Consider the following 25,713-nt stretch of genomic DNA (forward strand, 5'->3'; position numbering starts at 1 on the left):
CAAGCTATATTGATGTATATAACCTAAAGGCATGAAAATGAAACATGGGGACAGTCCCCCATTTACCAATTATTTCCTGGGTTTTTCAGTCAGTGATGAGGCTCTTTTTTTCGTTTGCGATATAGCGGTATGTTTTCCCATCCGCAGGGGCTCCCCTGTCGGTAAAGATGAATTCCAGCTGGAAGTCAGCGAATGTTAATGGTTTTTTGCTGGAGAATAAGTAATACAGGCCGTCTTTAAGGGTGGAACCGGACTGTGCGATGAACACAGGGGATGAAGCATTCAGCTTGAAGGTATCGGCCGCTTTATCCGGCAGTGCCCCTGCTGAGAGCTTGTGGATGCTGTACGAATCGATCTTGATTTTAATCTGATCTTCTGTCAGGTCTTTTTCCTGGATTTGAATTCCATACTGATAGTCCTGTTTGTTTTCATTGTAATACTCATAAATGCTGTAGAAAATATTATTGATTCCGCTGCCTGACATGATGGTGCCAGTTTTTGTGTATGATAATCTCCTGTCTATGAGATTCTGCAGGTCCTTGATGTTTTTGCTCAGCTCAGCAGCCTTGGACTTGGATTTCTGCCTGTCTTCCACAGGTGCCTTGGTTGCTTTAGACACCGTTTTTCCTGAATTAAAAAAAGCAATGACAAATATGGAGCTAAGCAGAAAAATGAAGATATACCATCTATTCTTTGTCATAACACCACTCCCCTTTCACTAAATTTTACCAGAAACATTTTCATCCTTAAATAGAGAAAAATATTCTATGCTGCATTTTTCCTTCGCCTTCCCTATTAGAGCCTGGTTTTTTGTACAACTTTTGTATACTTCGATGCGTTTTACCACTTCGCTCCTCTCAAACATGCACTTCCGCCAAAAATTTTTATTTCATTTTAATAAACAGCTTTTTTGTTTCGCCGATATACTTATAGTATATAAGTCTTGTATAATAGATTTCGCAACCAGGACTTTAGGAGGAAATATCGTTGAATATAAGATTAAGGACATTTATCGCCGGCATCATCGCTATCGTAATTCTGGGCCTTGCCAGTGTCCTGGCGCTCACAATCGGCCTGCATTCCGGGGAAAAGGTTAAGGCGGAGATTGGTAATACGTTATCTGCCGCTGCATATCAGATGGGAGACAAGCTGGATTTCTTTATGTGGTCCCGTGCAGGTGAACTTGAAGTAATCAGCGAGCTGCAGGATATCCAGGATTCTGAGGATCCCGCCAGGATCAAAAAGCAGCTTGATCAGCTCAAGGCAAGCTTCCCCGCCTTTTCCTGGGTGGGCTTAACAGATAGTAATGGCAAGGTGACCGCTTCGACAGGGGATATCCTCACGGGAGTCGATATTTCCAAACGTCCGGTCTATCAGGAAGGCATAAAAGGAAGATTTATAGGAGATGTGCATGATGCCGTCCTCCTGGCCAAGAAACTGCCTAATCCAACTGGTGAACCTCTTCAATTTGTCGACATCGCAACGCCGGTTGTGGGGAGCGGCGGTGAACTGAAAGGAGTGCTGGCAGCCCATTTAAGCTGGCAATGGTCCCGGCAGGTTCAGGAGGAAATTGTCAAGCCATATAAGGAAGATTTGAAAGAAGCAGAAATTTTCGTGGTAAGCAAAACGAATAACACGATCATCCTGGGCCCGAAAGCCATGGTCGGGAAACCGCTGAACATTGATGCCGTAAAAACGGCCCAAAAAGGATTGAATCACTGGAGTGTGGAAGAATGGCCGGATGGGAAAAATTATCTGACCGGCTATGCTTATGGAGACGGCTATCAGGACTATGCGGGCCTCGGCTGGTCGGTGGTTGTGCGGATTCCGGAGGAAAAAGCATTCCTGCCAGTCAAGGAGCTTCAGGCATCCCTGCTTAAAATGGGATTGGCTGCCTCCCTGATTTTTGGCCTCATCAGCTTCTTTTTAACCGGCTTTATCACAAGGCCGCTCCTCAGGATTTCCGATGCAGCCAATCAGCTTCAGGCAGGAGAAAAAGTGGATATCCCCATTTTCAAGGGGATAAGAGAAATGAGCATCCTCTCCACATCGCTCGACAGGCTGGTCAAAACGATGACCCAGGCTGAATCAGAGCTCGGAAGGATGGAGACCCTTGCCCATCATGATGCATTGACAGGGCTCCGCAACCGGATCGCACTTGATACATACTTGGAAAAAGCCAGGCACCTGGCCATCGCAGATAAGAAAGAAATTATGTTCCTTTATTTGGATTTGGACGAATTCAAACAGGTAAATGATGTACACGGCCATCATACCGGTGACCTTCTGCTGAAGCATGCTGCCGAAAGACTGCTAGATTGTATCTCTGGAGATGACGCTGTCTTCCGGCTTGGCGGCGATGAATTTCTTGTTGTGCTCTCCTGTTCGGAGGAGGATCCGGTCAAGGAGGGAGCGCTGACAGCGGAAGCCATCATAAGCAGACTATGCCAGCCATTTTACCTTCAGGATAAAAAACCTGTCTTTGTGGGCTGCAGTATCGGTGCGGCCCTCTGGCCCAAGTCTGACGAAGATCCCATCAAGCATATCCGCTCTGCAGATGAAGCCTTGTATATTTCGAAGCGTACAGGAAAAAATAAACTGAGCTTCCATATTGAAAACCAGCATCGCTCCGGCTGAGAGTTTTGCTGGTTTTCGCTTATTTATCCCCTGGCACCGTATACGCTATAAAGCGGCATCCCTGCTATCTAAAGCAAAGCTTATATGGATATTAATCGTTTTCTCTATACGTTTATGTTATGGTCAATACAAAGCTAATGATTTAGGGGTGATAATATGTTAAGCCATCAGCATTCTTCTGCGTATCAAAACCTGGCTCTTCTGCATTCGGCCCTGGATGCATCCCAAACAGGAATTGTCATTACTGACCCGGATCTGCCTGATAATCCTATCATTAATGTGAATAAAGGATTCTGCCGCATAACAGGGTTTGATTTTGAAGATGTAGTCGGGAAAAATTGCAGATTCCTCCAGGGTCCAATGACCAAGGATTCCGATATAGAACTTATCCGGAACGCGTTGAAGGACTTTGAATCCGTTTCAGTCAATCTGCTGAATTATCGTAAAAACGGTGAAATCTTCTATAATCAATTGACCATAGATCCTGTTTATAATGAAAGCGAACAAAAATATTATTTTGTCGGTGTCCAAAAGGATATTACCAAAGAAGTCACCTATCAGGATGAACTTCGTGCAGCACTAGAGGAAATTGAGGAACTCTCGACTCCGATTGTTCCGATCGAGGATGGGATATCTGTCATTCCCCTGATTGGAACTCTCTCAGACCGGCGCGTGGACATTCTTTTTTCAACTCTTTCCGATCATCATTCCATCAACAGAGATCAATACCTCCTGCTCGATTTATCGGGAATCGCTGCATCCAACAGCCGATTTGGCCATCATATTGGTTCCATACATAAATGGCTCAGCCTGCTTGGCACAGAGCTCGTTCTTTCCGGCATCTCGCCTGAAGCAGCTATCAGCATGGTGAAACACACCGAAGATCTGTCCCATATCAAGGTATACCAGGATATAAAGACAGCAATCAAAAAGCTCCGTCCGACGGCATAAACTAAACATGACTTTTTTACTCTCTGCCCATGCATGGAAAGAACATAGAGTAGAACAGGAACAAACACAATAAGGCGGTGGAGCGGAATAGGGGGCAGGCATGAATGCCGGCAAGATACATGATGTTCACAACCTGCCCGGATCCCTATGATACATGCAGCTCCGTCCCTTTTCCACAAGAAAACGCCCTCTCCACAGGGAGAGGGCAGCGGGTTACACCGTAAGCCTCATGATCCATTGTTCACCTTTTTTCCCTATCTTCCTTCTCCCGGTGTCTTCAAACCCTGTTTTACTATAGAGATTTTGGGCCGCGGCATTCCGGTGATTCACGCCCAGGGTGATTTCTTTACAGGAGGGGAAATGTTCCTTCACAAAACCGGGGAGCTGCAGCAGACTCCTTTTGGCATATCCCTTCCCCTGATGAACGTGATTAATGGAGAATGCCGTCAGCAGCATGGCACTCTCATTGCTGCTGTATTCGAGTACCCTGCCGGTAGAATGCAGCAGGAAAAAACCAACCGGTTCCTCACCGTTTACGATCACAATCCGGTTCTGACCTTCGGCGGCTTCCTCATAATCAGCAGGCATACCGGTGAACTGTCCCTGCTCTGCCGGGAGGACAAATTCTCCCAATGCCTCTTTATACTTTTCTTCGTAGAGCTTTAATTTAATACTTCCCAAAAAAGGATCCTCCCCTGTCTATAACCCACCGGACTGCCTCCAGCAGGTCTTTCGCGATATAATCCGGCTCTGTTTCCTGCCAGGTATGACGGTATTCCCCGAGCGAGCCCATGCCCCAGCCGGTCTGGACAAGCACCTTGCCTGCGCCCGCCGCATCTGCGGCGAGCATGTCGGTGGATCCTGTATCTCCAATCACCACTGTTTTTGCAAGGTCCAGCCCATACTTTTCTGCTGCCTCATGCAAAAGCCCGGGCAGGGGTTTCTTGCAGCCACAATCCTCATGGGAACTATGCGGGCAGATGAAGGCATCATCAAACCCATAAGAATGGAATTCCCGCCTGAAGTCATCTTCCAGAGCCTCCCCGCGCGATATCCGGTGCTGATTGGTATAGGCAAACATCCTGATTCCATTCTGCTTCAGGAGGTCGAAGGCTGCTTTGCTGAAGGGGTAGAGCTCGAACTCATTTGGATGGATAAAATGGCCGGTTCCGCCGATGGTGCCGTCCCGATCGATGAATACGGCCTGAATCTTATTTTTCATGGGAGTCTTCCCCTTCACATGCAGCTCTCCAGTGTTCGGGAATCCGGAATGAGCGGGGCAGTTTTGTATGCCGGTCGCCCTTCGCCGAATTAACCTGAACCTGAGTCAGGAAAATGGCTCCCCGCAAATCCGCTCCGCTGATGTCGGCGTCTCTCAGATCTGCACCTATTAAATCTGTATATTGCATATTGGCTCCCTTTAAATTAGCCGCAATCAAAAAAGCTCCCCGCAAGTCCAATCCCTGCAAGTCAGCCCCTCTCAGATCTGCACCAAGCCAGGCCATTCCCTTTCGTCTTTTCATTTTGACGCTCACAGCCGAAGAACGTCCTCTCCGGACCCGTTCACTCGTCTGCAGCAGCAAATCATTTATCCGGGAGCGGTGGCTTTGAATGTCAACCTGCAGAATGTCATCCGGTTCCATCCTGGTCAGCTTCTCTGTCTTTTCCATGGCGGCTTCAAGCTCCCTGTGAATGGGAAGGGTCACCGAAAAAGTTCTTGCTTCATGGAGATACAGGAGCATTTCCTGAAGCTGCTGAAAGACGGGAAACACATCAAACATCAGCCCTGACACTTGCGGATGATCTCTCCAGCTTTCCCCCTTGAAAATGATCCCGGAAACCTTCTGCCCGGCCCCAAAGCATTCATACACCGTACAGCCCCGGAAACCCTCCTGCCTTAAATGCGGATGAATCCGGCAGTGGAACTCCCCGTCCAGGTTCGGGCACGGAGTCCCGCTGTTCTTATCGAAGGCAAAATCAGCTGACTTTGCAAAAGGCAGGGCCGTACAGCACAGGCCGAAGCAGTTTTTGCAGTCGGATTGCAGGAAGGACGGCACAGAGAATGTTTTCGTTGGTAGGTTTGACAAGTTTGACACCCCTTCATACAACTTCATTCACTTTAAATCTCTAAACCTTGAATATAGTCAAAAACTCCATTCAAAAATGCACTTTTCCTTTTCTCCCCGTAAATATTGCTCATTGTATGGCGGCAGCGGGACGATCTCTATCAATCTGGCCCCGATATATTCACAGGTTTTCCGGGATGGGATGTTATCCGGATTGCAGGTGATGATGACCTTATCCAGTCCGTGTGCAATGGCTGCCTGTCTGATGAGCAGGCACGCTTTCCCAGCATAATGATGACCCCAGTGTGCCTCCTTGACCGAATAGCCGATATTGCCTCCATAATAGGTGTTTTCATTAAAGCCGATCCTGAGATCGATCTTGCCGATCGGGATATCAGAACCCGACTCCACAATGTGATAAAAATAAGTAGGCACCCAGCTGCGCTTCGGGTCCCCCTGCAGCCTTTTTTCCACAATCAAATCGATTTCATCGCCTTTTATCTTATTCAGCTGATCCAGAAATTCAAATTCCATGACAGCTCCTCCTATTTAGTCAAAATCCACTGAACGGCTTCTTCCAGGTCTTCCGCGATATACACCGGATGCACATCAGCCCACTCTCCGGTATATTCCCGGTTTTTGTATTTGGAGAGTGAAGATGCACCCGCCCCTGTCTTTACGAGGATGCCTGAACTGCCTGCTCGCTGGGCAGCCAGCATATCCGTCCATCTGTCCCCGATCACAGCACAGCTTTCCAGCGTCAGGCTGTATTCTTCTGCTGCCCGCAGAAGCATATCAATTCCGGGTTTCCGGCAGCGGCATCCATCCTGATGCTGATGCGGACAGATATAAGCCTTGTCAAAGCCAAATTCCTTAAGCTCTGCCTCAAATGCCTCTTGTGTGGACAGCCCCCCGGAAATGCCGGGCTGGTTCGTAAAGGCGAAGATCTTCCTCCCGCTTTCTTTCAGGGCAAGAAGCGACTCTCCAGCAGCGGGATACAGCTTGAACTGTCCTGGATATTCAATCTCGCTTCCGCCTCCAAGCGTCCCGTCTCTGTCTATGAAAACAGCTTTTATCTTCATGTCTCTACCCTCCCCAAGCGGTCCTGCTCCTCTGTTAAATGATTGCATGTTTCTTTAAAACTGAAGCAGCGGTCCATCCATCCCTGCCGTCTTTTTTGATCAGTACAAAGCCAGTACAGTTTTCATCCACAACAGAGACGATATCCCCTTTTTTAACACTAAGCTGGCAGCAGGCTACGTCTGTCCTGGCGGTGCAGATGCCGTCTTCACTCAATATGATATATTCATTTTTCAGGTATAGTTCTGTGCCATTCGAGGCTTGGCGGCAGAGAGTGAAATCCTTACCCCTCTGGAGGATTTCCAGGTCATAGTCCGGATACTTGACCGCGCCCTGCATGGCGATGTCTGCATAAAAATCTTCCTGTACCTCGAGAGTCGGAAGTGAATCTGCATAGGCATGTGAATAACGGGGAACTCCGTCCTTGTACTGAATGATCAAGGCATTCAGCTGCCCCGTTTGCTTTAGGACATTCCCGCCGTCAATGGCGATGATCTTCTTCTCTCTATCGATATAAGGATTCTGCCCTGTATGGACGAACGGATAATTGGACACCGGCCAGTGACCCACTACAACCACCTTCTCCGCCATATGACTTCCTCCAAGGAATTCAGGCATGGTGAGAGCCGCCATGCGGGGAGTCTCCCTCCAGTCTTCACAATTTTCAATGCCTGCATGAACAAAAATGAAATCCTCCGTTTCAATGGCCGTCGGAAGTGAATTGATCCATTGTATTTCATTTTTATAATGAAGAGCCAGCAATTCTTTCACGTCTCTGATACTGGTGTCCTTAGTGAGAGTGAACCGCAGTTCATGCAGCCACTCATTATATAAAGACTTTTCCCTGGCAATCAGATAGTCTATCAATTCCTGGTTTTCCTCCATGAGGTGATCCATGATTGCCTCACAATTGCCCTCTGTCACATAAACATGAGGATGACTGTGGGCAAGTTCCCTGACATATCGGATCACACCGCTGCTGCTGCTCCCCTTTTCACACAAATCCCCATTAATGATCAAGCAGTCTTCCGCCGTGAAGTTTGTTTTTTCAAGCAGCTCCTTCAGAAGACCAAGCTCCCCATGAATATCAGAAATCACCAGGGTTCTTCTGTGATTCTTGATGGATACTCCTACTATTTTTTCCACTAATATTACTCCTTCTATTTTCACTATAATAGGGATATATTCGACAGAAAGATACAAATCCCTTCTCTGGCCCGGGTCTGTTTTATCCTTATAAAATCACAGAATCCTGGCCAGACTGTTTTCTAAGCATATGAATTCTGAGTGACAGATTTTCTCGGAGATTGTAAAATGGCAGCGGATAAATCCTATTGTCTTCCCTTCCTATTTAGGGTAGTATGAGAATATCAATTTGTGAAAAGGGTGACTTAGGGCGATGAACAACTAATCCTGAACTTAGAAAACATTCGCTAAAAAGCATATGCTTTTCGATTAATTTTTCTGGATAGGATTAGTGAGCCCTTTTATATGAGCCTGTGATGCAGCATGTGTTATGCTGCCATTCTGCCTGTAAAAGCCTCCTGTCCAGAAATGGAATGGAGGTTTTTTTATGGAAAACACAGCAGTAGAAAAAGTGACGATGGGCGCATTGTTCCAGAACCGGGTGATCCGGACCATCCTTATTTCCGTATTGTTCCTGCAGATCGGAATCTGGGTGCGGAATTATTCCATCCTCTTATATGTAATTGAAAAAACTAATGAAAATCCAGTGGCGGTTTCCATGATATCAGTCGCGGAATTTGCTCCGATTTTCTTATTCTCATTCATTGGCGGCACCTTTGCAGACAGGTGGATGCCGAAGAAAACCATGATCTGGTGCGATCTGTTGAGCGCCGTTTCCATCTTTGTAGTGCTCATCACCCTGTTCTTCGGAAGCTGGAAGGTCATCTTCTTTGCCACCCTTGTATCATCGATTCTCTCCCAGTTCTCCCAGCCGTCCGGCATGAAGCTCTTTAAGATGCATGTACCGCCGGTAATGGTGCAAATGGGGATGTCGATGTATCAGACCGTTTTTGCCTTATTCATGATCCTCGGGCCGATCATCGGCACCTTCGTGTATCAGCGCTTTGGCATCATGGCTGCGATCGCAGTCATGGGTGCAGCCTTCCTGATCTCGGCTGCTGTCCTTGTGATGCTGCCTCCGGACCGGGCACAGGCAAAGGCAAAGGCTGGTACATCCCTGGTGCAGGAAATGAAGGACGGTTTCCGCTATGTGAAAAACAGCCGGCCGCTCACCCTGCTTGGGGGTTCGTTTGCAGCAGCCGGCCTGGCTATCGGATTGACCCAGCCTCTTGGCGTATTCTTGATCACCGAACGGCTCGGACTTCCGAAAGAAGACCTCCAGTGGCTGATGGCAGCGTTTGGAATCGGCATGATCCTTGGCGGCGGCCTCACAGTGGCGCTGGCCAAGAAAGCTCTGCCCCAGCTTCTCTTGATCATCGGAATGGCTGCAAGTGCCATCGGATTCATAGGGATGAGCCTTTCGACCGAACTATGGATCACGCTTGCCTTCCAATTCTTCGCCGGCGTATTTATGCCATGCATTCATATCGGCATCAACACCATGATCCTGCAGAATACCGATGAAGCATTCATCGGCCGGGTCAACGGGATCCTGAATCCGCTCTTCATGGGCTCCATGGTCATCACCATGTCCATGTCCGGCTGGCTTAAATCCCACCTGTCCATCGTTCTCATGTACGAAGCATCCGCCCTTCTGCTCGGACTCGGAATCCTGGTCCTCATGCCGCTCATCCGGAAAGACCACTCGAAGCAGCAGGTCAGGGAAGTTTAATAAAGAAGGCTAAATAATAAGGCCTAAAAAAAGCCTGGGAGTTTTCCTAAGCCGTTCTCTTTTGAAGTACCCCACAAGAAAAAGCTAATATAAAAACAAATATAAAAGCAGTGGATTTCGCAACTGAAATCACACTGCTTTTTGCAATTTCTGGGCAAGAAAAAATGGCATAATAAAAACTAACAGGGATATCATCCAAAAGGAGTAAAACCCTTTATTGTTGAAGTTCTTAGTAAAAAACAAAGTGACTAGTAGAGTTGGATATTAAAGGAGGCAATATGGGATAAAGAATTCTTTATAAATGGAAGAAATCAGCGGCTGTAAATTGATTATTATTAGAGGAATTAGCGGAGGAATAGTTTGTTTTCTTAGGGATAGACATACTGGTTAACCGATTACAGCCGTTGGCAAATCATTCTGAATGGGGACAAAATGATTAATTTAGGTAAGTATAAGCAAATGCCACCCACATTCCAAAAGTTATTGAAATTAGAAAAAGAACTTGAAAAGGAAGGATATTCGTTAGATAGAGATTTAAGTTTCATCTTAAAGGCAGATTTTTTTGTTGATAACACGTACTAACCTATATAAAGGTGGTAGTGGCAGTGCAAAAATCATGGACCATAATACAAATTTATATCGATTCTGCCTCTTTTACCAACCGTCATCTTATTTCCCCCGAATTAATTGATGGGGGCTAACCAGCAAAATGCGGAAAACATACGCTAAGGTTCTGTTCAGAAAACCTTAAGTTTCTTAACACCTTATAGCTAAAGGATTTATGAGGATTTTCCTCATCTGTTGATGTTCAATAACACATTCATTTATCCATGTTCAGTTAATATGACAAAGATAAGTTGCAGGACATATAAGACAGTCTTAGCGTATAGAAATCATGCTTTTTCTATGTCGAAATTTGCTTTACGTATGTTTTGCGCGCGAAATGTTGGTGGTACGCCTTTTAGTAAATGTTCATATTTGAAGAGTCATTTCTTAAAAAGAATGTATGTGTACACATATGAAAGGTATCTGCCAAGATGAGGTTCAATTAATCGAATCAAAATGCGTAACCTTCACATTCTTAAATATCGCTTTGCCGCCCTCGGAGAAGAGAGTAATTCCTTGATCTTCAGCATGAGGGAATATTAAGTTTGAATAAGCATACTTTCCATCATCCACAAAAACTTCAATACTCGTTTTATCGACGAGAATCTTTAAATGAACCTTCTTCTTACTGGTATCAAATGGTGCAGTACTTTCAACGAACTGATTTGTTTCGTCAGGTTGATCTGTGAATGCTCGATTGACATATGAGTAATTTTCTTCTGCAGAAATGCCTACGTCAACGTGGCGTTTTTGATCATCTGACTCCCTGAGCCTGAATCCTGCATGCTTAAAATCCGACCATGAGAGGTCTACTTCTATTTGATAGGCATCTCCTTTAACATCAAGTGTTTCCGATCCATCCACTTCGATTTTATCAAAAGAATTCGTTGAGCTTGTCAATTCTTTTAATGCTTCTGAAGGCTGTGATGAAAGATAATACTTGTTCTCCCCTTCACGCTTTAGTTCAATTTGACGGACTATAGAATCTATTCCGTTAAACCCTTCTTTTAATGTCGGCGTATTGTCGGCGTAGGCCCAGTTATTCATCCAAGCGAGAGCATAGCGTTTGTCTAATTTGTCACTTGCCTTGCCATCTTCAAACGTAACTCCGCCATACCAATCGAAACCGTAGTCTAGCCATTGCGGTTCATTGTTATCTGGAAGAAATTTTGTTCCATTAAACGTTCCTGTCCAGTATGCATAGGTGTTTGGTTTCCCTACTGCTTTTCCGTTTGCACTGACGCCCAGCACCCACTTCACTGTCCCGTCATCAGCGCGGATTTGGTAAAGGTCAGGGCACTCTAAAACTCCAATGTTCTCAGTGGAAAAGCTGCTCGTATAGCGCCAATGTTTCAGGTTATCAGACTCATAAAAACCTATTTTCGATCCTTCGGCCATGGTCATGATCCATTTTTGATTCGTGTTATCCCAGATGATTTTTGGATCTCTAAAATCCTTCGTTCCTGGATTTTTCATAATAGGCTCGTCACTGTAAGAGGTAAACGTATTTCCTTTGTCCGTACTGTACCATAGAAATTGTTCTTGTTTCTGGCCATCCTTAGAGGGTTGTGTTGCGATTGCCACAAAAGCGTCTTTCCCAAACCCAGCTGTATTTTCCTTGTCTACAACGACTGACCCTGTCCATGGATCCCCATTTGGATTCGTATATTTCGGAATGGCAATTCCCTTATCCTTCCAGTGAACCAAATCTTTAGAGGTGGCATGTCGCCATTCTGTGCCGTTGCCATCCGGGTAATCTCCATTATATAGGTAAAAATAATGATAATTTCCTTCATAGTAAATGGGCTTCTGTGGATCGTTTTTCCAATGATCAGGAGAAGTAAAATGATAGGCAGCCCGGTATGAGTACTTTTCTACCTTATCTGGCGGATTAGCTTCTTTTGTTTTATAAAATGAATGAATCAAAATTCCTGTGCTAATAACCATCCATAATCCAAGAACGAATAATCCAACCATCTTATATTTCTTTTTGTTCACTTAAACTCACCACTTTTCTCTTTTAAAATAGAAAAAAGAAAATGCCAAGTTTCCTGACATTTTCTTTTTCTTTTCACTGGTAACTACTTAACCGTAATCTGGCCTTGTTCAAGAATACTGTCTTTTACTACCGATGTTTTCTTCCCTTTAATGTTAAGCTGGAAGCTTGGGGCAAAGGTAGATTTATTGTCTTCAAAATAACCTCTGTTTGTCATGTAGCTAGTCACTACAACATTATCACTGCCAGCCTGCGGGATCGCATAGTGAGCATAGTTCCAGGTGATGTCATATGGATTTAGATCCTGATGCAGGACGATGCCCGTTTTATTTAATGGTTTATATGGGCCAGTTAAGGAATTAGACGTGTAGCCTAACATGTAAATATCTTGATTATCGATTCCATCAATGGTCATTTTTGATCCTCTTGAACTTGTGAATAAATACCACTTGCCGTCCTTTTTAAAGATGTTTGGACGTTCGATTTCATCTGTGACCGTATTTGAAACAATCAATGGCTTCATTTCTTTTTTCAATGTATAATCGTCGTTTATTTCAATAATTCCAATTGCACCGTTTGCAAGTTCAGCTAACTCTTTTCTAGGGCTTTGCAAAAGTTTGCTTTTTTCATCCTGGAAGAATTTATTGCTGTTGCCATAGTAAGCTCTATTGTATAGCGATTCTTCGCCTTGGTAGCCATATTCTGTACCCGTATTTGCTTCAAATACAAGGTATTTGCGGCCGTTGTCTTCTACATAGTGAGGGTCTCTGAAGGTATGATTATCAGCGGAATTTCCGTCCTCTACAAATTTATCTACAGTTTGATAGTACTTGCTGTCTTTGCCTTCATAGATGGATTTGTAATCCTCAACACCATCCACTTTTAATGTGTCAGAATCTGGCTCTGAAAGGTTTACTTGAGCGGTCGTTAGGGTTTGTTTCCCATAATTTCCTGACTCAGGTATATACGGTTCACGGTTTGTATAGAATAAGCGGACTTCCCCGTCCTCAGTTAAGGTTGCAGAACCTGACCACTCTTCGGCTTGCTCTTTTAGGTAAGGATCATTTGGAACGTTTTTATCATTGTCATCAAATACTCTTCCAGCATTCTTCCAAGCATCAAGGGAATCGTCGCCCACTTTTTTGTAGAACATGTAGATGAACGTATCACTCGCGTTTTTAGGATCGCCTGCTAATCCAAAAACGATATGATATCCTTTGTATTCTGCAACAGTTCCATCAGCGTTTTGCAATGGCCATGTATCCCACACATCTAAATCAATGGTTTCGCCTGATTCCGTTACTTTTTTGGCAGAAGGGATGTTTTTAATTGTGGATTCGTCAAACTTAGGAATGGTATATCTAGTATCACCGTGCTGATTAATCATATCTTTCATAGCTGATCGAGTGATTTGTGAAGTATCGTACGTTTCTTTGTAATCTGCCGGAGCCTTTGGAGCTGCAAATGATTGGGTAACAGTACCGCTTAATAGAATGCCAGTACTGAGTATTACTGCTGTTGCCTGTGTGGCAAGCCTGCTAAAGTTCATAAGTCTTCCTCCTGGTTTTATGTATTTGCTAGTACAATAGAATTATAGGTGATTCCTGAAAAGAGAGGTATGCCACATATTGATTGAAATTTAGTCGTATATTGATATCGCAATTTTGGAAGCCAAAAAAAGCCCTGGCAAGAGGCTATTCCTTCGAAAACCTCTCCCAGGACTTCTGATATTCATTGAGCAGCTGATTGCGGTTCAGCTGTTTCCCGACATAGAGCTGAGTCGCGGCTCCGAATTCTTCTCTAATTCCAACAGGGAAGTGAAACCAGTTAGATGGGACGGTGTTCCCATCTTTGTAATTTCGAAGAGTTTCTTTTGCGAGCAGCCCTATATCATCAGTTTTAATGTTCTTAAACGCAGGAATGAATTTGAATTCTTCTGTCATGAACCGTTTGCCTTGTTCTGACGACACCATCCAATTTAAAAACTTCTTGGCTTCTTTTTTCTTTTCAGGAATGGATTGTTTATTTACGGCCCAATAATTTGGAACGCTGACGACAAGACCTTCCTCTATAGGTCGGTCATTAATCGGAATCGGCATAAAACCGATGTTCATGTCAGGCGCAGCTTGATCGATCATCGGCTGAATCCAGTTGCCTTGCTGAATGATGGCTGCTTTTTCGGAGGTAAACAGATTAACTTCCATTGTATAGTCCGTTGTCAGCGGATTATCGTTTCCGTACTTTATGGTGAGATCCAGCAGGGCAAGGAGATCCTTAAATGTTTGATTGGTACTGATTTTTTCCGTTCCTTTATTTAAATTTCTTATAAAAGCATCAGTATCCTTCTGCTGGGCAAAAGCAACATTCATCAGATGGTCGCCCAATTTCCAGTCTTCATAGTAGCCTGTTGCAAAGGGAGTAATACCTGCATCCTGCAGCTTTTCGGTAGCTGCTGCCAATTCAGAAAGAGTGGTGGGCTGTTCAGTAATGCCAGCTTGTTTAAATAAATCCTTATTATAGATAAAGCCATACCCTTCAAGGTTAACCGGCATTCCGTAAATTTTCCCGTCCAATGTGACCGGAGTCAGGGCTTCTTTGTATGCTTGATTAATCCAGGGCTCCCCTGAGAGGTCCTCCAGATAGTTCCGCCACAGCTTGGCATTTTCATAGCCGCTGTTTGTAAAGATATCCGGACCAGTGCCGGTCGCCATTTCGGCTTTTAGGTCGGCGAGGTCATCCATTGCGCCTCCAACAGTATGTACCCTGATATTGACGTGGGGATTTTCCCGTTCATAAGCACGCGTCATTTCTTCAAATTGAGTGGAGATTTCCACTTTCGGATTCCTTAATTCCAGCGTGATTTTTCGCTCTGTCTTTTCCGTTTTTTTTGGTGGGGCTTCGTCCTGACATGCAGAAAGAGGCAGGCTGACGGCTCCGATTAACAAAAGGGATAAAAACCTGTTTTTCATCATGTCCCCCCTTTAGATTCATGTTGTTCGTTCCTGTTCCTGAACTCAAAAGGCGTCATGCCGACGACCTTTTTAAATAGCTTTGAAAAGTAGATTTCATCTTGATAGCCAAGCATAGTCGAGATGGAGTAAATGCTTTTGTCTGTTTCTTTCAGCCACGATTTTGCCTGGCTGATTCTAAGCTCCGTGATGTATTTGGACAGGGTCATTCCGGTTTCTTGCTTATACTTTCTTGAGATATGCTCGCGGCTTAAAAAGAAGACATTCGACAGCTTTTCCAGACTCAAATCCTCCATATAATACATGTCAACATAGGAAACCATGTCTTCCATGCGGCGGGCAGCATCTATTTCATCCAGACGGTGGATGGTTCGGAAGTTTTGTTTCTCGAGCTTTTTCTGCAGAGCCTGAAACGAGGTCCTGATATCCGATAAAGTTCCTATCTGCTCTTCAGTTACAAGCCTTATAGGGATATCGAACTCCTTGCTGATCCATTCCTCAACGGAGAGCCATTGATCGCGAATGGTGATAACAAGGCAGAGGTTAAGATTCGTCTGCAAGGAAAACGCATTTCCTAATTTGCGGTCCGTAAGCTCATCTGAAAGCTTTTGGATATAGAGTTCCGGATTGTGCATCTGGTAAAAGGAGAGCAATGTCAGCTGATAGCCCTCCGATTCAGGAAGAAACGCGGCAAGGCTGATTGAGTCTGAACGATCCCCCAGACATATCGCAGTGGCTAACTGGTTTATCCGCAGTTTTTTCATATCTTCCAGCACTTCAGCATGTTCAAAGTCATCCTTCCAGGCTTGTACCGATTTTTCCAGTGTATGATTGAACGCTTCATACTCAATCGGCTTCAGCAGGTAATCAAAGCTGCTGTGCTGAATGGCTTTGCGCATATAGGAATAATCGTTATATCCAGTAATGAAAATAACTTTCCCCGGATAGGAAATGGAATCCAGCCACTCAATCAGTTCGATTCCGCCCATACCGGGCATTTTCACGTCTGTAAAGATAATCTCCGGGCGTTCTTTCTCAATCAGTGATTTTGCCTCATGGCCATTTTTGGCTTCCAATAGCTTGGTGATGCCGTATGTTTCCCACTGGCCTAAATGGCGTATGACGTCCCGCACATTGAATTCATCATCGACAATCAGTGCTTTCACCGTGTTCATCTCCTTTCCTGAAGTAAGTCTTTATCATTCCCAAGGACGGTCTTTATCGGGATCCTCATGCTGACGGAAAACCCCTGTCCGTCATTCGAATCTACTTTCATTTCTGCACTTGGTCCATACCCCAGAAGCAGCCTGTCACGAATATTCTTCAGGCCTATATGTTCAAGCGAATAAGTCCCTTCGTAAGGGGGTGTATAGATATGTTCCCGCAGGGTTTGAAGCTCTACTTCCGTCAGACCCGGACCATCATTCTCTACAGTAAAGCACAGATCGTTTCCTTGTTTTTCCCCGTTAATGGACAAATGAGCGTTGCTGTAACCTTCCTCATACGTGTGTTTAAAGAAATTCTCTGCTAGGGGCTGCAGAATCATACTTGGAATAGTCATGTCCAAAATGGACTCATCGATATTGATCGAGTAACTTACATTTTCACCAAAACGCTCTGTTTGAAGGGAGAGGTACGCTTTTGTATACTCAGCTTCATCCCGAACCCGTACCCTTTGATCTGCCTGCATCGAGTAGCGCATCATTTTGGACAGCGAAGTCAGCAATTGATAGACTTTTGGTGCATTCGACCTGAGGGCAACAGCGCCGATGGATTGTAAAGCGTTAAACAGAAAATGAGGATTGATCTGTGATTTTAACGCCCTGAACTGGTTCTTCCTGTTTTCAATTTCAAGCTTATATTCACGATCAATGTGGGAATTGATCCGGTTCATCATATCCTTCATGTGTGACTCCAAATGGCCAATTTCATCGCTTTTGGTATCATCAAAAGGAACATTCATATTTCCGCCTTCAATGGAGCGGACTTTGCTGCTCAGCCTCGTAATGGGACGGGTAATCCTAGTTGAGATAATGCCTATCATCAGCAAACCCAGTATTCCTACACCGATGCCGACAATGATATTGGTATAGGCGGTTTTCCTGACATCTTCATATAAAGCCTGACTCGACATGATCTTAATCAATTTCCAGCCGTTCAGTGACCCTGATAACTCCTTTGATAAGAGAATATCGTCATCATGCCGGCTCCTATTCCCGTTCAGACGCTGCTTTTCATCGGCAGGAAGAGGTTTTCCAATCAGGGCACGATCATTTGCATACATTACGCGATCCATTGAATCAATAAGCAAAACAGAAGATGCGTCTCCCTGGACAAGGTTATTGCAAATGCGGGCATACTCGCCCAAATCAATGTCGATTGTAATCATCCCAAGAAACTTGTTAGAAAGAACGTCTGTAATTTTGTGGTGAAAAGTCATCACCATCGTTTTGTCCGATTTTGGAACAATGGCTGCATTATTGTAATTCTCAAGAGGGTGGGGCGGCTCAATCAAATATTGTGAGTCAGATGTATTCAGCTTTTTGATCGGGTCCTGTTTCAGAAAATTCGGCTGATACCTGTGTGTGCTGATCACTGCATTATAGACTGTAAATGACTCATTGTTTTTAGCAATATAGAAACGGATTTGCCGGAATTCGTTTCTCATTAGATAAAAGGTTTCGAGACTCTTTTCCATGGCCATGGGGCTGAAATAAATGGAGTCTTCAAAGCCGTTATTAAAAATCCGAAACAGATCAGGATTGCGGTACAGAATATATGGATAATCAATCATGTCGTCAAAATACTGCTTCAGTTCATCCGCATTCTTCTGAAGCTGCTCCTGGCTGTTTTCAAGTTCATACTGCTCCACACTGTTTTTTGTATAAGTGTAGATGAAAAAAACGGACAGAAAATAGGGCAGAACGATGAAAGTCAGCAGCATGATCAATAAGCGGCTTTTTATGCTTTTCACAGGAGGCACCCCCTTTCGCAGAAGGCTCTTTTTTTAGTCTGATCTTATCTTCTCACTTTAGCATCCTAAAACTATATCAAATCAAAAAACCAAGTCAATCATGCTTAAGTAGGATTCATGTAAGGGCATGTATCCTTATATTTCGCAGTTCGGGCTTATATTATGTTCCAATCTGCGCTGCGCCAGAGATTTGAAGATGATAAAGCAAACAAAAAAGCTGAAGACATCTTCAGCTTTTACAATAATGTGTGCTTTTTCTCCTACTGCTTCATCAACAAATAAATTAAAAAAGGAGCCCCTATTAAAGCGGTTATAATCCCCACAGGTATGCCTTCGGGTTCAATGATGTTTCTCCCGATGGTTTCTGCCAGAAGCAGCAGCCAGGCGCCGACAGAGACAGCTGCTGCTGCAAACGCCACCGCTGTCAGCAGCAGGACCGCCCTTTCTTTTTCAACTGAGACACCTAAGCTTATCGGCACAGGTTCACTCATCCCAAGAAGGTTTTGCCAATTCGCTTTGTACAGTGTAAAGGGGATGAGAATCGCAGCCCATGGAAGGATGGCCCAAATGAAAGGCCGGTCCGCACTCCATATGTTTCCTGACAGCCATTTTGCAATAAAATCCACCTTTTGGCTATCAGCAGATGAAATAAGGACAATCATCAGACCTGAGAGGGCATAGAAAATCCCACCCCGGTCAATACGAGTATGACTGGCAGCATTCCCGCAGTCCAACTGTACGAATTTTCACACAAGGATCGTACGTTGAGTCGTTTAATTCCTTTTGTTTAGATATCTGCATAAATACAGACGCCGAGAAATAGTATTTTTCTTCTTTGACATAGACAACGATAGAGTCAGGGGAATGATCGCCACCTACATGTTGCAATAGACAAGATATTCCTCCAAGATCAAGCTCTATTCTCTGATCAAAGGATAAATCTGGTAATGAAATGATAATATTTCTTCCGCTTCCAAATTCTTTTTTGATTGCATTGGCACAAAATTCAATTTCCAATCCAGATTTCACCCGTTCTTCTAAAGCAGAATCTTCCTTCGTCCCTTAACCGGCTGTAAGGAATATCGAAACGGTCATAGAATGCGTCCCATTCCTCTTCCCTGTATATGCTGGTATCAGTAGGATGGCTGAAATTATAGGTATAAATCTGCATTCTTTCATCGCCTAGCTCCCCGCTGAGACCCATATGCCTTCCACAAGCTCCCTTGTTTCGCTCCCGCTTTTGGCAAGGCGGAGGCATTCTCCCTGAAGGTCTTTCCTCCCCTGCCCTCCAAAGAGCTCTGCCGTTTTTTTCAAAAGGGCGATCGCTGTCAGCCTGAAGTCAAAGGTCGGTGCCTCAAAAATCAGCTTATGTACGGAGTCCGGATATTTCGCTCCGTATAAAAGAGCGAGGAAACCTCCAAAAGAGTGGCCGAGCACGGACCATCTTCTGATACCGAGGCACCGTCTTAAACTCTCACAATCTTCAATAATATCATCCAGGCCGAATCGTTCCGATTCATTAATTGCCTCCGATCTGCATACTCCACGCTGGTCGAGCATGACTGTATAAAGGTTCCTACCCAGTACTTCTCCCTGATGATAAGAAAAATCAAAACATCTTTCCCCTGGTCCTCCGTGCAGATATAATAAAGCGTTGGCTTCTTTTTTTTCCAAATGTTTCTACATATAATTCTTTTCTATTAATCTTTATCCTTTTTCCAATCCATTCGGATATCCCTCCTATTTAGTATCTGCCTTTCATATGCTGCGGTGGAGGCCGAGGATATGGAGTTTTTTGTAAGCGTTAATGGAAATGTTCGAATGAATTCTTCAAAGGAATTCCTCCTCTTTTTTCTTCATTTTACCATCTACTAGAAAATGATTTTAAAAATATTTATTAAGCCTGAAACTTTTCCCCATCAATCCCTGCTCTAATAGTTGAAAGGAGGGACAGGATATGAACGAAATTGAATTAGTGAAACGGGCTGTGCGTGGCGATGAACAGGCATTTTCTGCCCTCATTAAAGCTCAGGGTGAAAAGCTGTATAAAACCGCTTTTCTTTATGTGAGAAATAAGGAAGATGCGCTCGATGTTGTCCAGGAAACGGCATATAAAGCCTTTCTATCCATTTCTGGACTAAAAAATCCGGAATACTTCGGTACCTGGCTTATTAAAATATTGATCCGATGTTCCTATACACTGCTGAATAAAAGAAAAAAGAGCTTCCTGCCTGGCGATGATGTGATTAACGCCTTTTTGGACAGTGCTGATATTCCTCCACAGTCATGCCAGGACCTGCCAACTGCTCTGGAAAAGCTTGAAGGAAATTACCGGACTGTCATCATCCTTTTTTATTATCACGATTGGCCGATCAAAAGCATTGCCGAGGCGATGGAAAAGCCGGAGGGTACTGTGAAGACCTATCTAAGACGTGCCAGGCTGGAATTAAAAACCATTTTGAAGGAGGTGCCCCATGAACAAATGGGCTGAAGAGCAGATGTCAGGAATTGAAGTGCCAATGGATGAAGTGATGAAAGCAATCGAAACCGGTATGGAGCGCGGCCGGCAGGAAAAAGCAAAGCGAAGATGGATATCCGGCAGGAAGGCAAGTGCAGCCGTATCAGCTGCGGCAGCGGTGCTGCTCTTCACCTCAGGCTTCCTTTCCCCGTCGATGGGTTCAGTTCTGGCAAGCGTTCCGGTCATTGGCGGTATTTATGAAGATTTCCATTCTGAAACTGGCAGGAAGCTTGAGGAAGCAAAGCTTGTTACATCACTGAATGAGAAGGCGGTCAGCAGCGGCGTCAGTGTGGTGCTGACTAGTGCCTACTATGATGGAAACCGGATTGGCATCACCTTTAAAGCCGAGGGTGACGGGCTGACCTCCGTTGTCACCGATTCAGAGCCGGCAGCCGGCTACAGCCATCAGCTGTTTGACGGTTCGGAGCAGAAGCAGTGGTCCGGGAGCATGGAGCCGCTGAAGAAGAAAGGCGGCAGCTATATCGGGGCACTAGAGCTTGATTATCCAGGCGCAGAACTTCCAAAACATTTCACGCTTCCCCTTACCTTCACAAGCATGGGCGGCCAGAATGGCACATGGAAATTCTCGGTGCCCGTCAAACAGCTCTCTGCTGAAAAAATTCCGTCAGCCGGAGCGTCTCAGAAAGCTGGGTATTCCTTTGAGATGAAATCAGTCATCCGTGCCCATGCGTCTGCGGTTCTAAATTATACAACAACAGTACCTGCCGATGGAGCTGAGGACAGCTTTGATGCCGAAGTGATGGATGATAAAGGGCGTGTGCTCCCGCTCAGCTCTGTAAGTTCCACACAGCTGGTGCTCGGTGGCAAGATTCCGGATGACGTCAAACATCTGATGATTTACCCCCGATTCAATCAGGACGAGTTTCCGGCCATACATCCGCTTCAAAAGACTCCTTTTGAAGTGAAAAGCAGCCGGACTCCATACCGGCTCACGGTGAAAAATTGGGAACGTGCAGGAGGGAAGCTTGTGGTACAGTATCAGCTTAATGATGTACCTGGCTCCATTAAGAAAGACGTAATACAAAACTTTGCCGATGTTATGAACCTTATAAGAACGGAAGATGAGGCAAAAGGACTGACCTGGCAGGAATTCTATGATCATCTGAAGCCTGAGTCCCTTATCTACGGTAACCGGGGGCGGGTAATAAATGAGAAAGAAGTTTTCCTGGAGTCCACTTTTGTGACAAATGGCGAGGAAAAAGATTTCTCTCTCATGGTACCTTTTGGTGTCCTTATGAGAAATGCCGGCGGTGTGGAGCTGCCCCCTGTTAAGATTGAATTAAAAAATTAGCAAGAAAAACGGCAGCGGTCCTTAGTCCGCAGCCGTTTGTCTATGTCTCTCCCCATCTTCCCCTTTTGGGAGAGGATCGGAAAATGGAGGACTTTCCCCCAGCAGCTCGCGGATATCTTCGTCAGTGAGGGCCATTGTGTTCCTGGCTTCTCCGGCGAGGATGGATTCGGTGAGCTGTTTCTTTTTTTCCTGCAGTTCGTTCATTTTTTCTTCAATGGTGCCGCGGGCGATTAGCTTGATCACCTGTACTGTGCTCTTCTGTCCATACCGGTGGGCCCGGTCTGCCGCCTGCTCTTCGACAGCAGGATTCCACCAGGTATCATACAGCACGACCGTATCAGCACCGGTCAGGTTAAGTCCGGTGCCGCCGGCTTTTAGGGAAATAAGAAAGAGATTCCGCTCACCTCTATTGAATTTCTCACACAGCTGCACTCTTTCATGTGACGGTGTCTCACCGTCGAGATAGAAAAAGGGCATCCCTCTCCGGGCAGCTTCCCTTCCAATCATTCCAAGCATTTTCGTGAACTGTGAAAAAACGAGTACCCTTCTACCGGCAAGCCTGGCTTCTTCCAGGATTTCCAGGAGCTGATTGAATTTAGCTGAACCGCCCTTATAATGATCGACGAATAAGCCAGGATGGCAGCAAATCTGGCGGAGCCGGGTGATTCCCGCCAGGATTTTGATCCGGTTTTTTCTGACGGTATCCCGGTCCAGATGCTTCAGGGTATCGTGACGCAGCTTTGCCAGGTATCCTGCATAAAGGGTCTTCTGCGCAGGAAGCAGCTCCTGTGTCTCCGAGGTCTCAATTTTTTGCGGAAGCTCAGGAAGAACATCCTCCTTCACCCGTCTCAGCATGAAAGGCCTGGCTCTTCTTGCAATCTGCTTTGGAGTGAGATAGCTGTATTCTCTGAGATCTGCAAACAGCCCGGGAAATACCACATGAAATATGGACCAGAGTTCGGTTATGGAATTTTCCAGAGGTGTGCCGGTTAGAGCAAAGCGATGGCCGGCCGTAATCTGTTTCACTGCCCTTGCCGTTGCAGTTCCCGGATTTTTAAAAGCCTGCGCCTCATCAAAAAAGACGGTATGAAAGGAGCGGTTTGCATACCAGGCGATATCCTTCCTCAGGAGCGGATACGATGTGATGATCACATCCATCCGGCCGGCTTCACCAAGCAGTTTCATCCTTTTTTCAGGGGTTCCATCCATGACTGCTGCCTTCACTCCCGGCATGAACCTCATCATTTCACCAAGCCAGTTATAGAGAAGAGAAGAAGGACACACAATCAGTGCCGGACTTCTGTCATTTTTAATCTGATCAAGCACCGATTCAATATAGACAAGAGCCTGTACGGTTTTGCCAAGTCCCATATCATCGGCAAGAATCCCTCCAAACCCGAACCGGGCCAGGGTTTTCAGCCAGACAAAGCCTTCCTTCTGGTACCCGCGGAGGACCCGGCTGAACCGGGGCGGAATCAGGACAGATCCGGGATCCGGCGTCTTCAGGCTTTGGAGCAGTTCCTTGAATGAATTCTCATACTTTAAAACGGCGGTTTCATCCATCCTGCTGAGCACATTCAGTCCTTCAATCAGCGGGATCCTTCCAGAGCTTCCCTGGATTGCTTTAGGTGATATGCCGGCAAGAAACCGGCCCATCTCCTGCATTTCCTTTGTCTCAAGTGATAGAATCGAGCCCTTCAGGCGGTAATATTTTCGTTTTTCTTCAATGGCTGCAAGGATTCCCCTGATCTCATCCTCCCCTACACCATCAAGCTTAAAGGAAAACTCCAGCCAATTGGTTCGTTCCCGTTTAATGCTGATCCGCACCTGCGGCGGTGTACCAGGCTTAAAAAGCCGGTTCTTGACTGCCGTTGTGGCGTATACCTGGAGAAGATCCTGGAGCTTTGGGAGTATATGATGCAGGAATTGGTATTCCAGTGCTTCATTGTGCAGGTAATAGCCTTCATCTGTCTGGGAAAAAGAGCTTTCCTTCATGAGCTGCATGATTTCGTGCTCCTTTTCCTTATCGCGGATATACATATTCCCGGCAAACAGCCCATCATCCCCCTGCGGATTGATAACAGCATGCTCATAATGAAATTCAAGTCCCGCAAGCAGCCGGTTTTTCACCCGGTCCAAGTATAGCTTTGCCTTAAGGGGCGTCCTGGTAAGGATGGCAGATATATTCCCTGAAATCTTCACCTCTCCCAGGGCCTGCAGACCGCCTGCCACCTTTTCTAAAAACAGGTCCGCACTGGCCGCGGGAATCCTCATCCGGCTGTAGCCTGCGCCTCCAAGCATTTTTTTCAGGTTGAACAAGCGATGGCAATCTGCGCTGTCGAGGCTGTACACTCCCCCTTCAAAAATCACCAGCTGATGATCAGTGATGACAGCAGCCTTTTCCAGCCCCATTGCACTGAATGTCAGTCCCTGTTTCTCTTCCTGAAATTCAAATAGCAGGGGCAGCCTGCCATCTCTAAAGGTGATGCTGTCATATAGCATGCCGCCCTGCTTCAGCTTTACATGAGGAGCTGATTTCAGCAGCTCAAGGATTTTTTGCAGAGAGGAAGGCGGGACGATCAGAGTGCCTTCCTCCCCTGACTTCCCGTGATCAAGTAAAGCAGCCTCATCCTGGGCGATTTGGGCAAGGAGAGTTATAACAGAGTCTGATGCTTCATCAAAGCAATGCCTTTCAGGGTCATAAATTTGCGAATCGAACAGCACACAGCGCTGTCCCATTTTTACGCTGAGCAGAAAGGGAAGAAGGGCGGAAATCTGCCTGTCTCCTGCCTTTATGGATATGGCGAACTCATGGCTGCCGCCCGTATGGTCCGTCAGTGTGCAGATGAACTCTACATTAAGCTCCCTCCGGTTTTCGAAACGGCTGCGCCTGCCGCCCGCTGCAGGAACTCCGGAGTTGAAAAGCGATAACACATCCTCCGCCAGACTCCACGGGTCCTCCCCGCTTTTATTTATCAGGCGCGGACTTGTACCGGTTTGTCTAAAATCCCTGCAGGCCAGGAGAACGGCCGCGACATGCTGGCAGTCCTTCTGGAACGACGCAAGCGACGGACAACTGCAGGCCGTCACCATACTACCCTCCCTATCCTGCCTGATCGTCACATGAAACACTTCCGTACCATACACCTCTGCTTCGATATAAGACTCCCCATATGCTAAAAAAGCAACTTTATCCGCCCGGTAAAACGCCGCCCCCCTCTTGTAGGAAACACCTCCGCACCTGTCCATAATCATCCCATCCGTCAGCTTCATATCCAAACCTCTGCACCTTCCTTACAACTTCCGTCCATTTTCAATATTTCCATCATACCACAGAGCCAACGCAAGGTCAGGATTTCCCAATCTTTTACGGTTGGGACAGCACAGAGGTAACCTTTTCCTGAAAACAACGTCTATCTCCATAAAGGGTGTGTGCAAATGATTAACCGATGGACTTTATACCTGGTACTGCCTGCACTGCTTCTTGGCGGCTGCAGCAGAATTGAAACCAAGCTCTCTGAAAAGGATGCCAGGGCTTTGGTTATTGAAGAACATACTGGAGATATAGGAAAAGTGGAAATCGTTTCTGTAAAGACCAAATTCAATGAATATATCATTAAGTGGAAAAACACGGAGAACTGTGAGGAAGGAACGGATTATGTGAAGCCGGATGGTGAAGTCAAGAACGGCGCAGCTTCTATTTGCTAATTGAAAGAGCTGCAATAAGCAGCTCTCAGATTATAGACAAACCCATTTTTCGAATTTCAGTTGGAGAAAAAGGGGTTT

The 25,713-nt window shown here is 45.6% G+C and carries 21 protein-coding genes and 2 pseudogenes; 6 read left to right on the forward strand and 17 right to left on the reverse strand.

Annotated features, from left to right (window positions below; genetic code table 11):
* Positions 1–85: 85 nt before the first annotated feature.
* Positions 86–700, reverse strand: coding sequence for a hypothetical protein (locus V1498_RS12975; protein ID WP_409294143.1), 615 nt, complete (start codon positions 698–700; stop codon positions 86–88).
* 287 nt (positions 701–987) lie between these two features.
* On the opposite strand from V1498_RS12975, the gene V1498_RS12980 reads away from it, so the two are divergent.
* Together V1498_RS12980 and V1498_RS12985 are read left to right on the forward strand one after the other, a co-directional pair.
* Complete coding sequence (locus V1498_RS12980; protein ID WP_409294144.1) at positions 988–2,637, forward strand: diguanylate cyclase domain-containing protein; 1,650 nt, start codon at positions 988–990, stop codon at positions 2,635–2,637.
* 156 nt (positions 2,638–2,793) lie between these two features.
* Positions 2,794–3,588 (forward strand): PAS domain-containing protein, encoded by a 795-nt coding sequence (locus V1498_RS12985; RefSeq protein ID WP_409294145.1) that lies wholly within the window; start codon positions 2,794–2,796, stop codon positions 3,586–3,588.
* Positions 3,589–3,801: 213 nt separating this feature from the next.
* Here the strand turns inward: V1498_RS12985 and V1498_RS12990 are convergent, their stop codons facing one another.
* From V1498_RS12990 to V1498_RS13015, 6 genes are read right to left on the reverse strand one after another with little or no spacing between them, the layout of a single operon-like run.
* Positions 3,802–4,269, reverse strand: coding sequence for a GNAT family N-acetyltransferase (locus tag V1498_RS12990; RefSeq protein WP_409294146.1), 468 nt, complete (start codon positions 4,267–4,269; stop codon positions 3,802–3,804).
* Entirely contained in the window at positions 4,256–4,810 is a 555-nt protein-coding gene (locus V1498_RS12995; protein ID WP_409294147.1) for an HAD-IIIA family hydrolase, read from the reverse strand. Before V1498_RS12995 ends, V1498_RS12990 begins: the two co-directional genes overlap by 14 nt.
* The gene (locus V1498_RS13000; protein WP_409294148.1) at positions 4,800–5,675 is read right to left on the reverse strand and encodes a pentapeptide repeat-containing protein; all 876 of its coding nucleotides are present in this window, start codon (positions 5,673–5,675) and stop codon (positions 4,800–4,802) included. Before V1498_RS13000 ends, V1498_RS12995 begins: the two co-directional genes overlap by 11 nt.
* A gap of 57 nt (positions 5,676–5,732) precedes the next feature.
* Positions 5,733–6,188, reverse strand: a complete 456-nt coding sequence (locus V1498_RS13005; RefSeq protein WP_409294149.1) for a GNAT family N-acetyltransferase — start codon at positions 6,186–6,188, stop codon at positions 5,733–5,735.
* Positions 6,189–6,199: 11 nt separating this feature from the next.
* On the reverse strand, positions 6,200–6,736 hold the full coding sequence (locus V1498_RS13010) for an HAD-IIIA family hydrolase (protein WP_409294150.1): 537 nt from the start codon (positions 6,734–6,736) through the stop codon (positions 6,200–6,202).
* A 34-nt stretch (positions 6,737–6,770) separates the two neighbouring features.
* Entirely contained in the window at positions 6,771–7,880 is a 1,110-nt protein-coding gene (locus V1498_RS13015) for a metallophosphoesterase (protein WP_409294151.1), read from the reverse strand.
* Between the two features lie 427 nt (positions 7,881–8,307).
* On the opposite strand from V1498_RS13015, the gene V1498_RS13020 reads away from it, so the two are divergent.
* A complete protein-coding gene (locus V1498_RS13020) occupies positions 8,308–9,552 on the forward strand; it encodes an MFS transporter (RefSeq protein WP_409294152.1) in 1,245 nt (414 codons plus the stop codon).
* Positions 9,553–10,596: 1,044 nt separating this feature from the next.
* Here the strand turns inward: V1498_RS13020 and V1498_RS13025 are convergent.
* The 9 genes and pseudogenes from V1498_RS13025 to V1498_RS13065 form a co-directional block, all read right to left on the reverse strand.
* A complete protein-coding gene (locus V1498_RS13025; protein ID WP_409299275.1) occupies positions 10,597–12,135 on the reverse strand; it encodes a glycoside hydrolase family 32 protein in 1,539 nt (512 codons plus the stop codon).
* A gap of 104 nt (positions 12,136–12,239) precedes the next feature.
* The gene (locus tag V1498_RS13030) at positions 12,240–13,703 is read right to left on the reverse strand and encodes a glycoside hydrolase family 68 protein (protein ID WP_409294153.1); all 1,464 of its coding nucleotides are present in this window, start codon (positions 13,701–13,703) and stop codon (positions 12,240–12,242) included.
* 145 nt (positions 13,704–13,848) lie between these two features.
* Complete coding sequence (locus V1498_RS13035) at positions 13,849–15,123, reverse strand: ABC transporter substrate-binding protein (RefSeq protein ID WP_409294154.1); 1,275 nt, start codon at positions 15,121–15,123, stop codon at positions 13,849–13,851.
* Positions 15,123–16,289, reverse strand: coding sequence for a response regulator (locus V1498_RS13040; protein ID WP_409294155.1), 1,167 nt, complete (start codon positions 16,287–16,289; stop codon positions 15,123–15,125). The genes V1498_RS13035 and V1498_RS13040 overlap by 1 nt, the downstream gene beginning before the upstream one ends.
* 5 nt (positions 16,290–16,294) lie before the next feature.
* A complete protein-coding gene (locus tag V1498_RS13045; protein WP_409294156.1) occupies positions 16,295–18,097 on the reverse strand; it encodes a sensor histidine kinase in 1,803 nt (600 codons plus the stop codon).
* Between the two features lie 260 nt (positions 18,098–18,357).
* A pseudogene (locus V1498_RS13050) lies at positions 18,358–18,839 on the reverse strand (iron chelate uptake ABC transporter family permease subunit); the annotation flags it as partial.
* Positions 18,840–18,887: 48 nt separating this feature from the next.
* A pseudogene (locus tag V1498_RS13055) lies at positions 18,888–19,147 on the reverse strand (MBL fold metallo-hydrolase); the annotation flags it as partial.
* Positions 19,104–19,268: a hypothetical protein gene (locus V1498_RS13060; RefSeq protein WP_409294157.1), complete on the reverse strand. Its 165-nt coding sequence runs from the start codon at positions 19,266–19,268 to the stop codon at positions 19,104–19,106. The gene V1498_RS13060 and the pseudogene V1498_RS13055, both read right to left, overlap by 44 nt.
* Before the next feature lie 11 nt (positions 19,269–19,279).
* Positions 19,280–19,771 carry an alpha/beta fold hydrolase gene (locus V1498_RS13065; RefSeq protein WP_409294158.1) on the reverse strand — a complete coding sequence of 164 codons (492 nt, stop codon included), beginning with the start codon at positions 19,769–19,771 and terminating at the stop codon, positions 19,280–19,282.
* A 283-nt stretch (positions 19,772–20,054) separates the two neighbouring features.
* On the opposite strand from V1498_RS13065, the gene V1498_RS13070 reads away from it, so the two are divergent.
* Both V1498_RS13070 and V1498_RS13075 read left to right on the forward strand, forming a co-directional pair.
* A complete protein-coding gene (locus V1498_RS13070) occupies positions 20,055–20,588 on the forward strand; it encodes a sigma-70 family RNA polymerase sigma factor (protein WP_409294159.1) in 534 nt (177 codons plus the stop codon).
* Entirely contained in the window at positions 20,572–21,927 is a 1,356-nt protein-coding gene (locus V1498_RS13075) for a DUF4179 domain-containing protein (protein WP_409294160.1), read from the forward strand. Before V1498_RS13070 ends, V1498_RS13075 begins: the two co-directional genes overlap by 17 nt.
* Positions 21,928–21,948: 21 nt before the next feature.
* Here V1498_RS13075 and V1498_RS13080 read toward each other — a convergent pair whose 3' ends face one another.
* Positions 21,949–25,200: an SNF2 helicase associated domain-containing protein gene (locus V1498_RS13080; protein ID WP_409294161.1), complete on the reverse strand. Its 3,252-nt coding sequence runs from the start codon at positions 25,198–25,200 to the stop codon at positions 21,949–21,951.
* Positions 25,201–25,365: 165 nt separating this feature from the next.
* On the opposite strand from V1498_RS13080, the gene V1498_RS13085 reads away from it, so the two are divergent.
* Complete coding sequence (locus tag V1498_RS13085) at positions 25,366–25,635, forward strand: hypothetical protein (RefSeq protein WP_409294162.1); 270 nt, start codon at positions 25,366–25,368, stop codon at positions 25,633–25,635.
* Positions 25,636–25,713 lie beyond the last annotated feature (78 nt).

It is taken from the genome of Paraperibacillus marinus, from assembly GCF_046237605.1.
Lineage (GTDB): Bacteria > Bacillota > Bacilli > Bacillales > DSM-1321 > Paraperibacillus > Paraperibacillus marinus.

Excerpts from the sequence above, each read along its gene's own strand:
- V1498_RS12975 (WP_409294143.1), bottom strand. The coding sequence starts at position 700 with ATGACAAAGAATAGATGGTATATCTTCATTTTTCTGCTTAGCTCCATA.
- V1498_RS12985 (WP_409294145.1), top strand. The coding sequence starts at position 2,794 with ATGTTAAGCCATCAGCATTCTTCTGCGTATCAAAACCTGGCTCTTCTG.
- V1498_RS12995 (WP_409294147.1), bottom strand. The coding sequence starts at position 4,810 with ATGAAAAATAAGATTCAGGCCGTATTCATCGATCGGGACGGCACCATC.
- V1498_RS13005 (WP_409294149.1), bottom strand. The coding sequence starts at position 6,188 with ATGGAATTTGAATTTCTGGATCAGCTGAATAAGATAAAAGGCGATGAA.
- V1498_RS13010 (WP_409294150.1), bottom strand. The coding sequence starts at position 6,736 with ATGAAGATAAAAGCTGTTTTCATAGACAGAGACGGGACGCTTGGAGGC.
- V1498_RS13020 (WP_409294152.1), top strand. The coding sequence starts at position 8,308 with ATGGAAAACACAGCAGTAGAAAAAGTGACGATGGGCGCATTGTTCCAG.
- V1498_RS13025 (WP_409299275.1), bottom strand. The coding sequence starts at position 12,135 with ATGGTTGGATTATTCGTTCTTGGATTATGGATGGTTATTAGCACAGGA.
- V1498_RS13030 (WP_409294153.1), bottom strand. The coding sequence starts at position 13,703 with ATGAACTTTAGCAGGCTTGCCACACAGGCAACAGCAGTAATACTCAGT.
- V1498_RS13035 (WP_409294154.1), bottom strand. The coding sequence starts at position 15,123 with ATGAAAAACAGGTTTTTATCCCTTTTGTTAATCGGAGCCGTCAGCCTG.
- V1498_RS13060 (WP_409294157.1), bottom strand. The coding sequence starts at position 19,268 with ATGCAGATTTATACCTATAATTTCAGCCATCCTACTGATACCAGCATA.
- V1498_RS13070 (WP_409294159.1), top strand. The coding sequence starts at position 20,055 with ATGAACGAAATTGAATTAGTGAAACGGGCTGTGCGTGGCGATGAACAG.
- V1498_RS13075 (WP_409294160.1), top strand. The coding sequence starts at position 20,572 with ATGAACAAATGGGCTGAAGAGCAGATGTCAGGAATTGAAGTGCCAATG.
- V1498_RS13080 (WP_409294161.1), bottom strand. The coding sequence starts at position 25,200 with ATGAAGCTGACGGATGGGATGATTATGGACAGGTGCGGAGGTGTTTCC.
- V1498_RS13085 (WP_409294162.1), top strand. The coding sequence starts at position 25,366 with ATGATTAACCGATGGACTTTATACCTGGTACTGCCTGCACTGCTTCTT.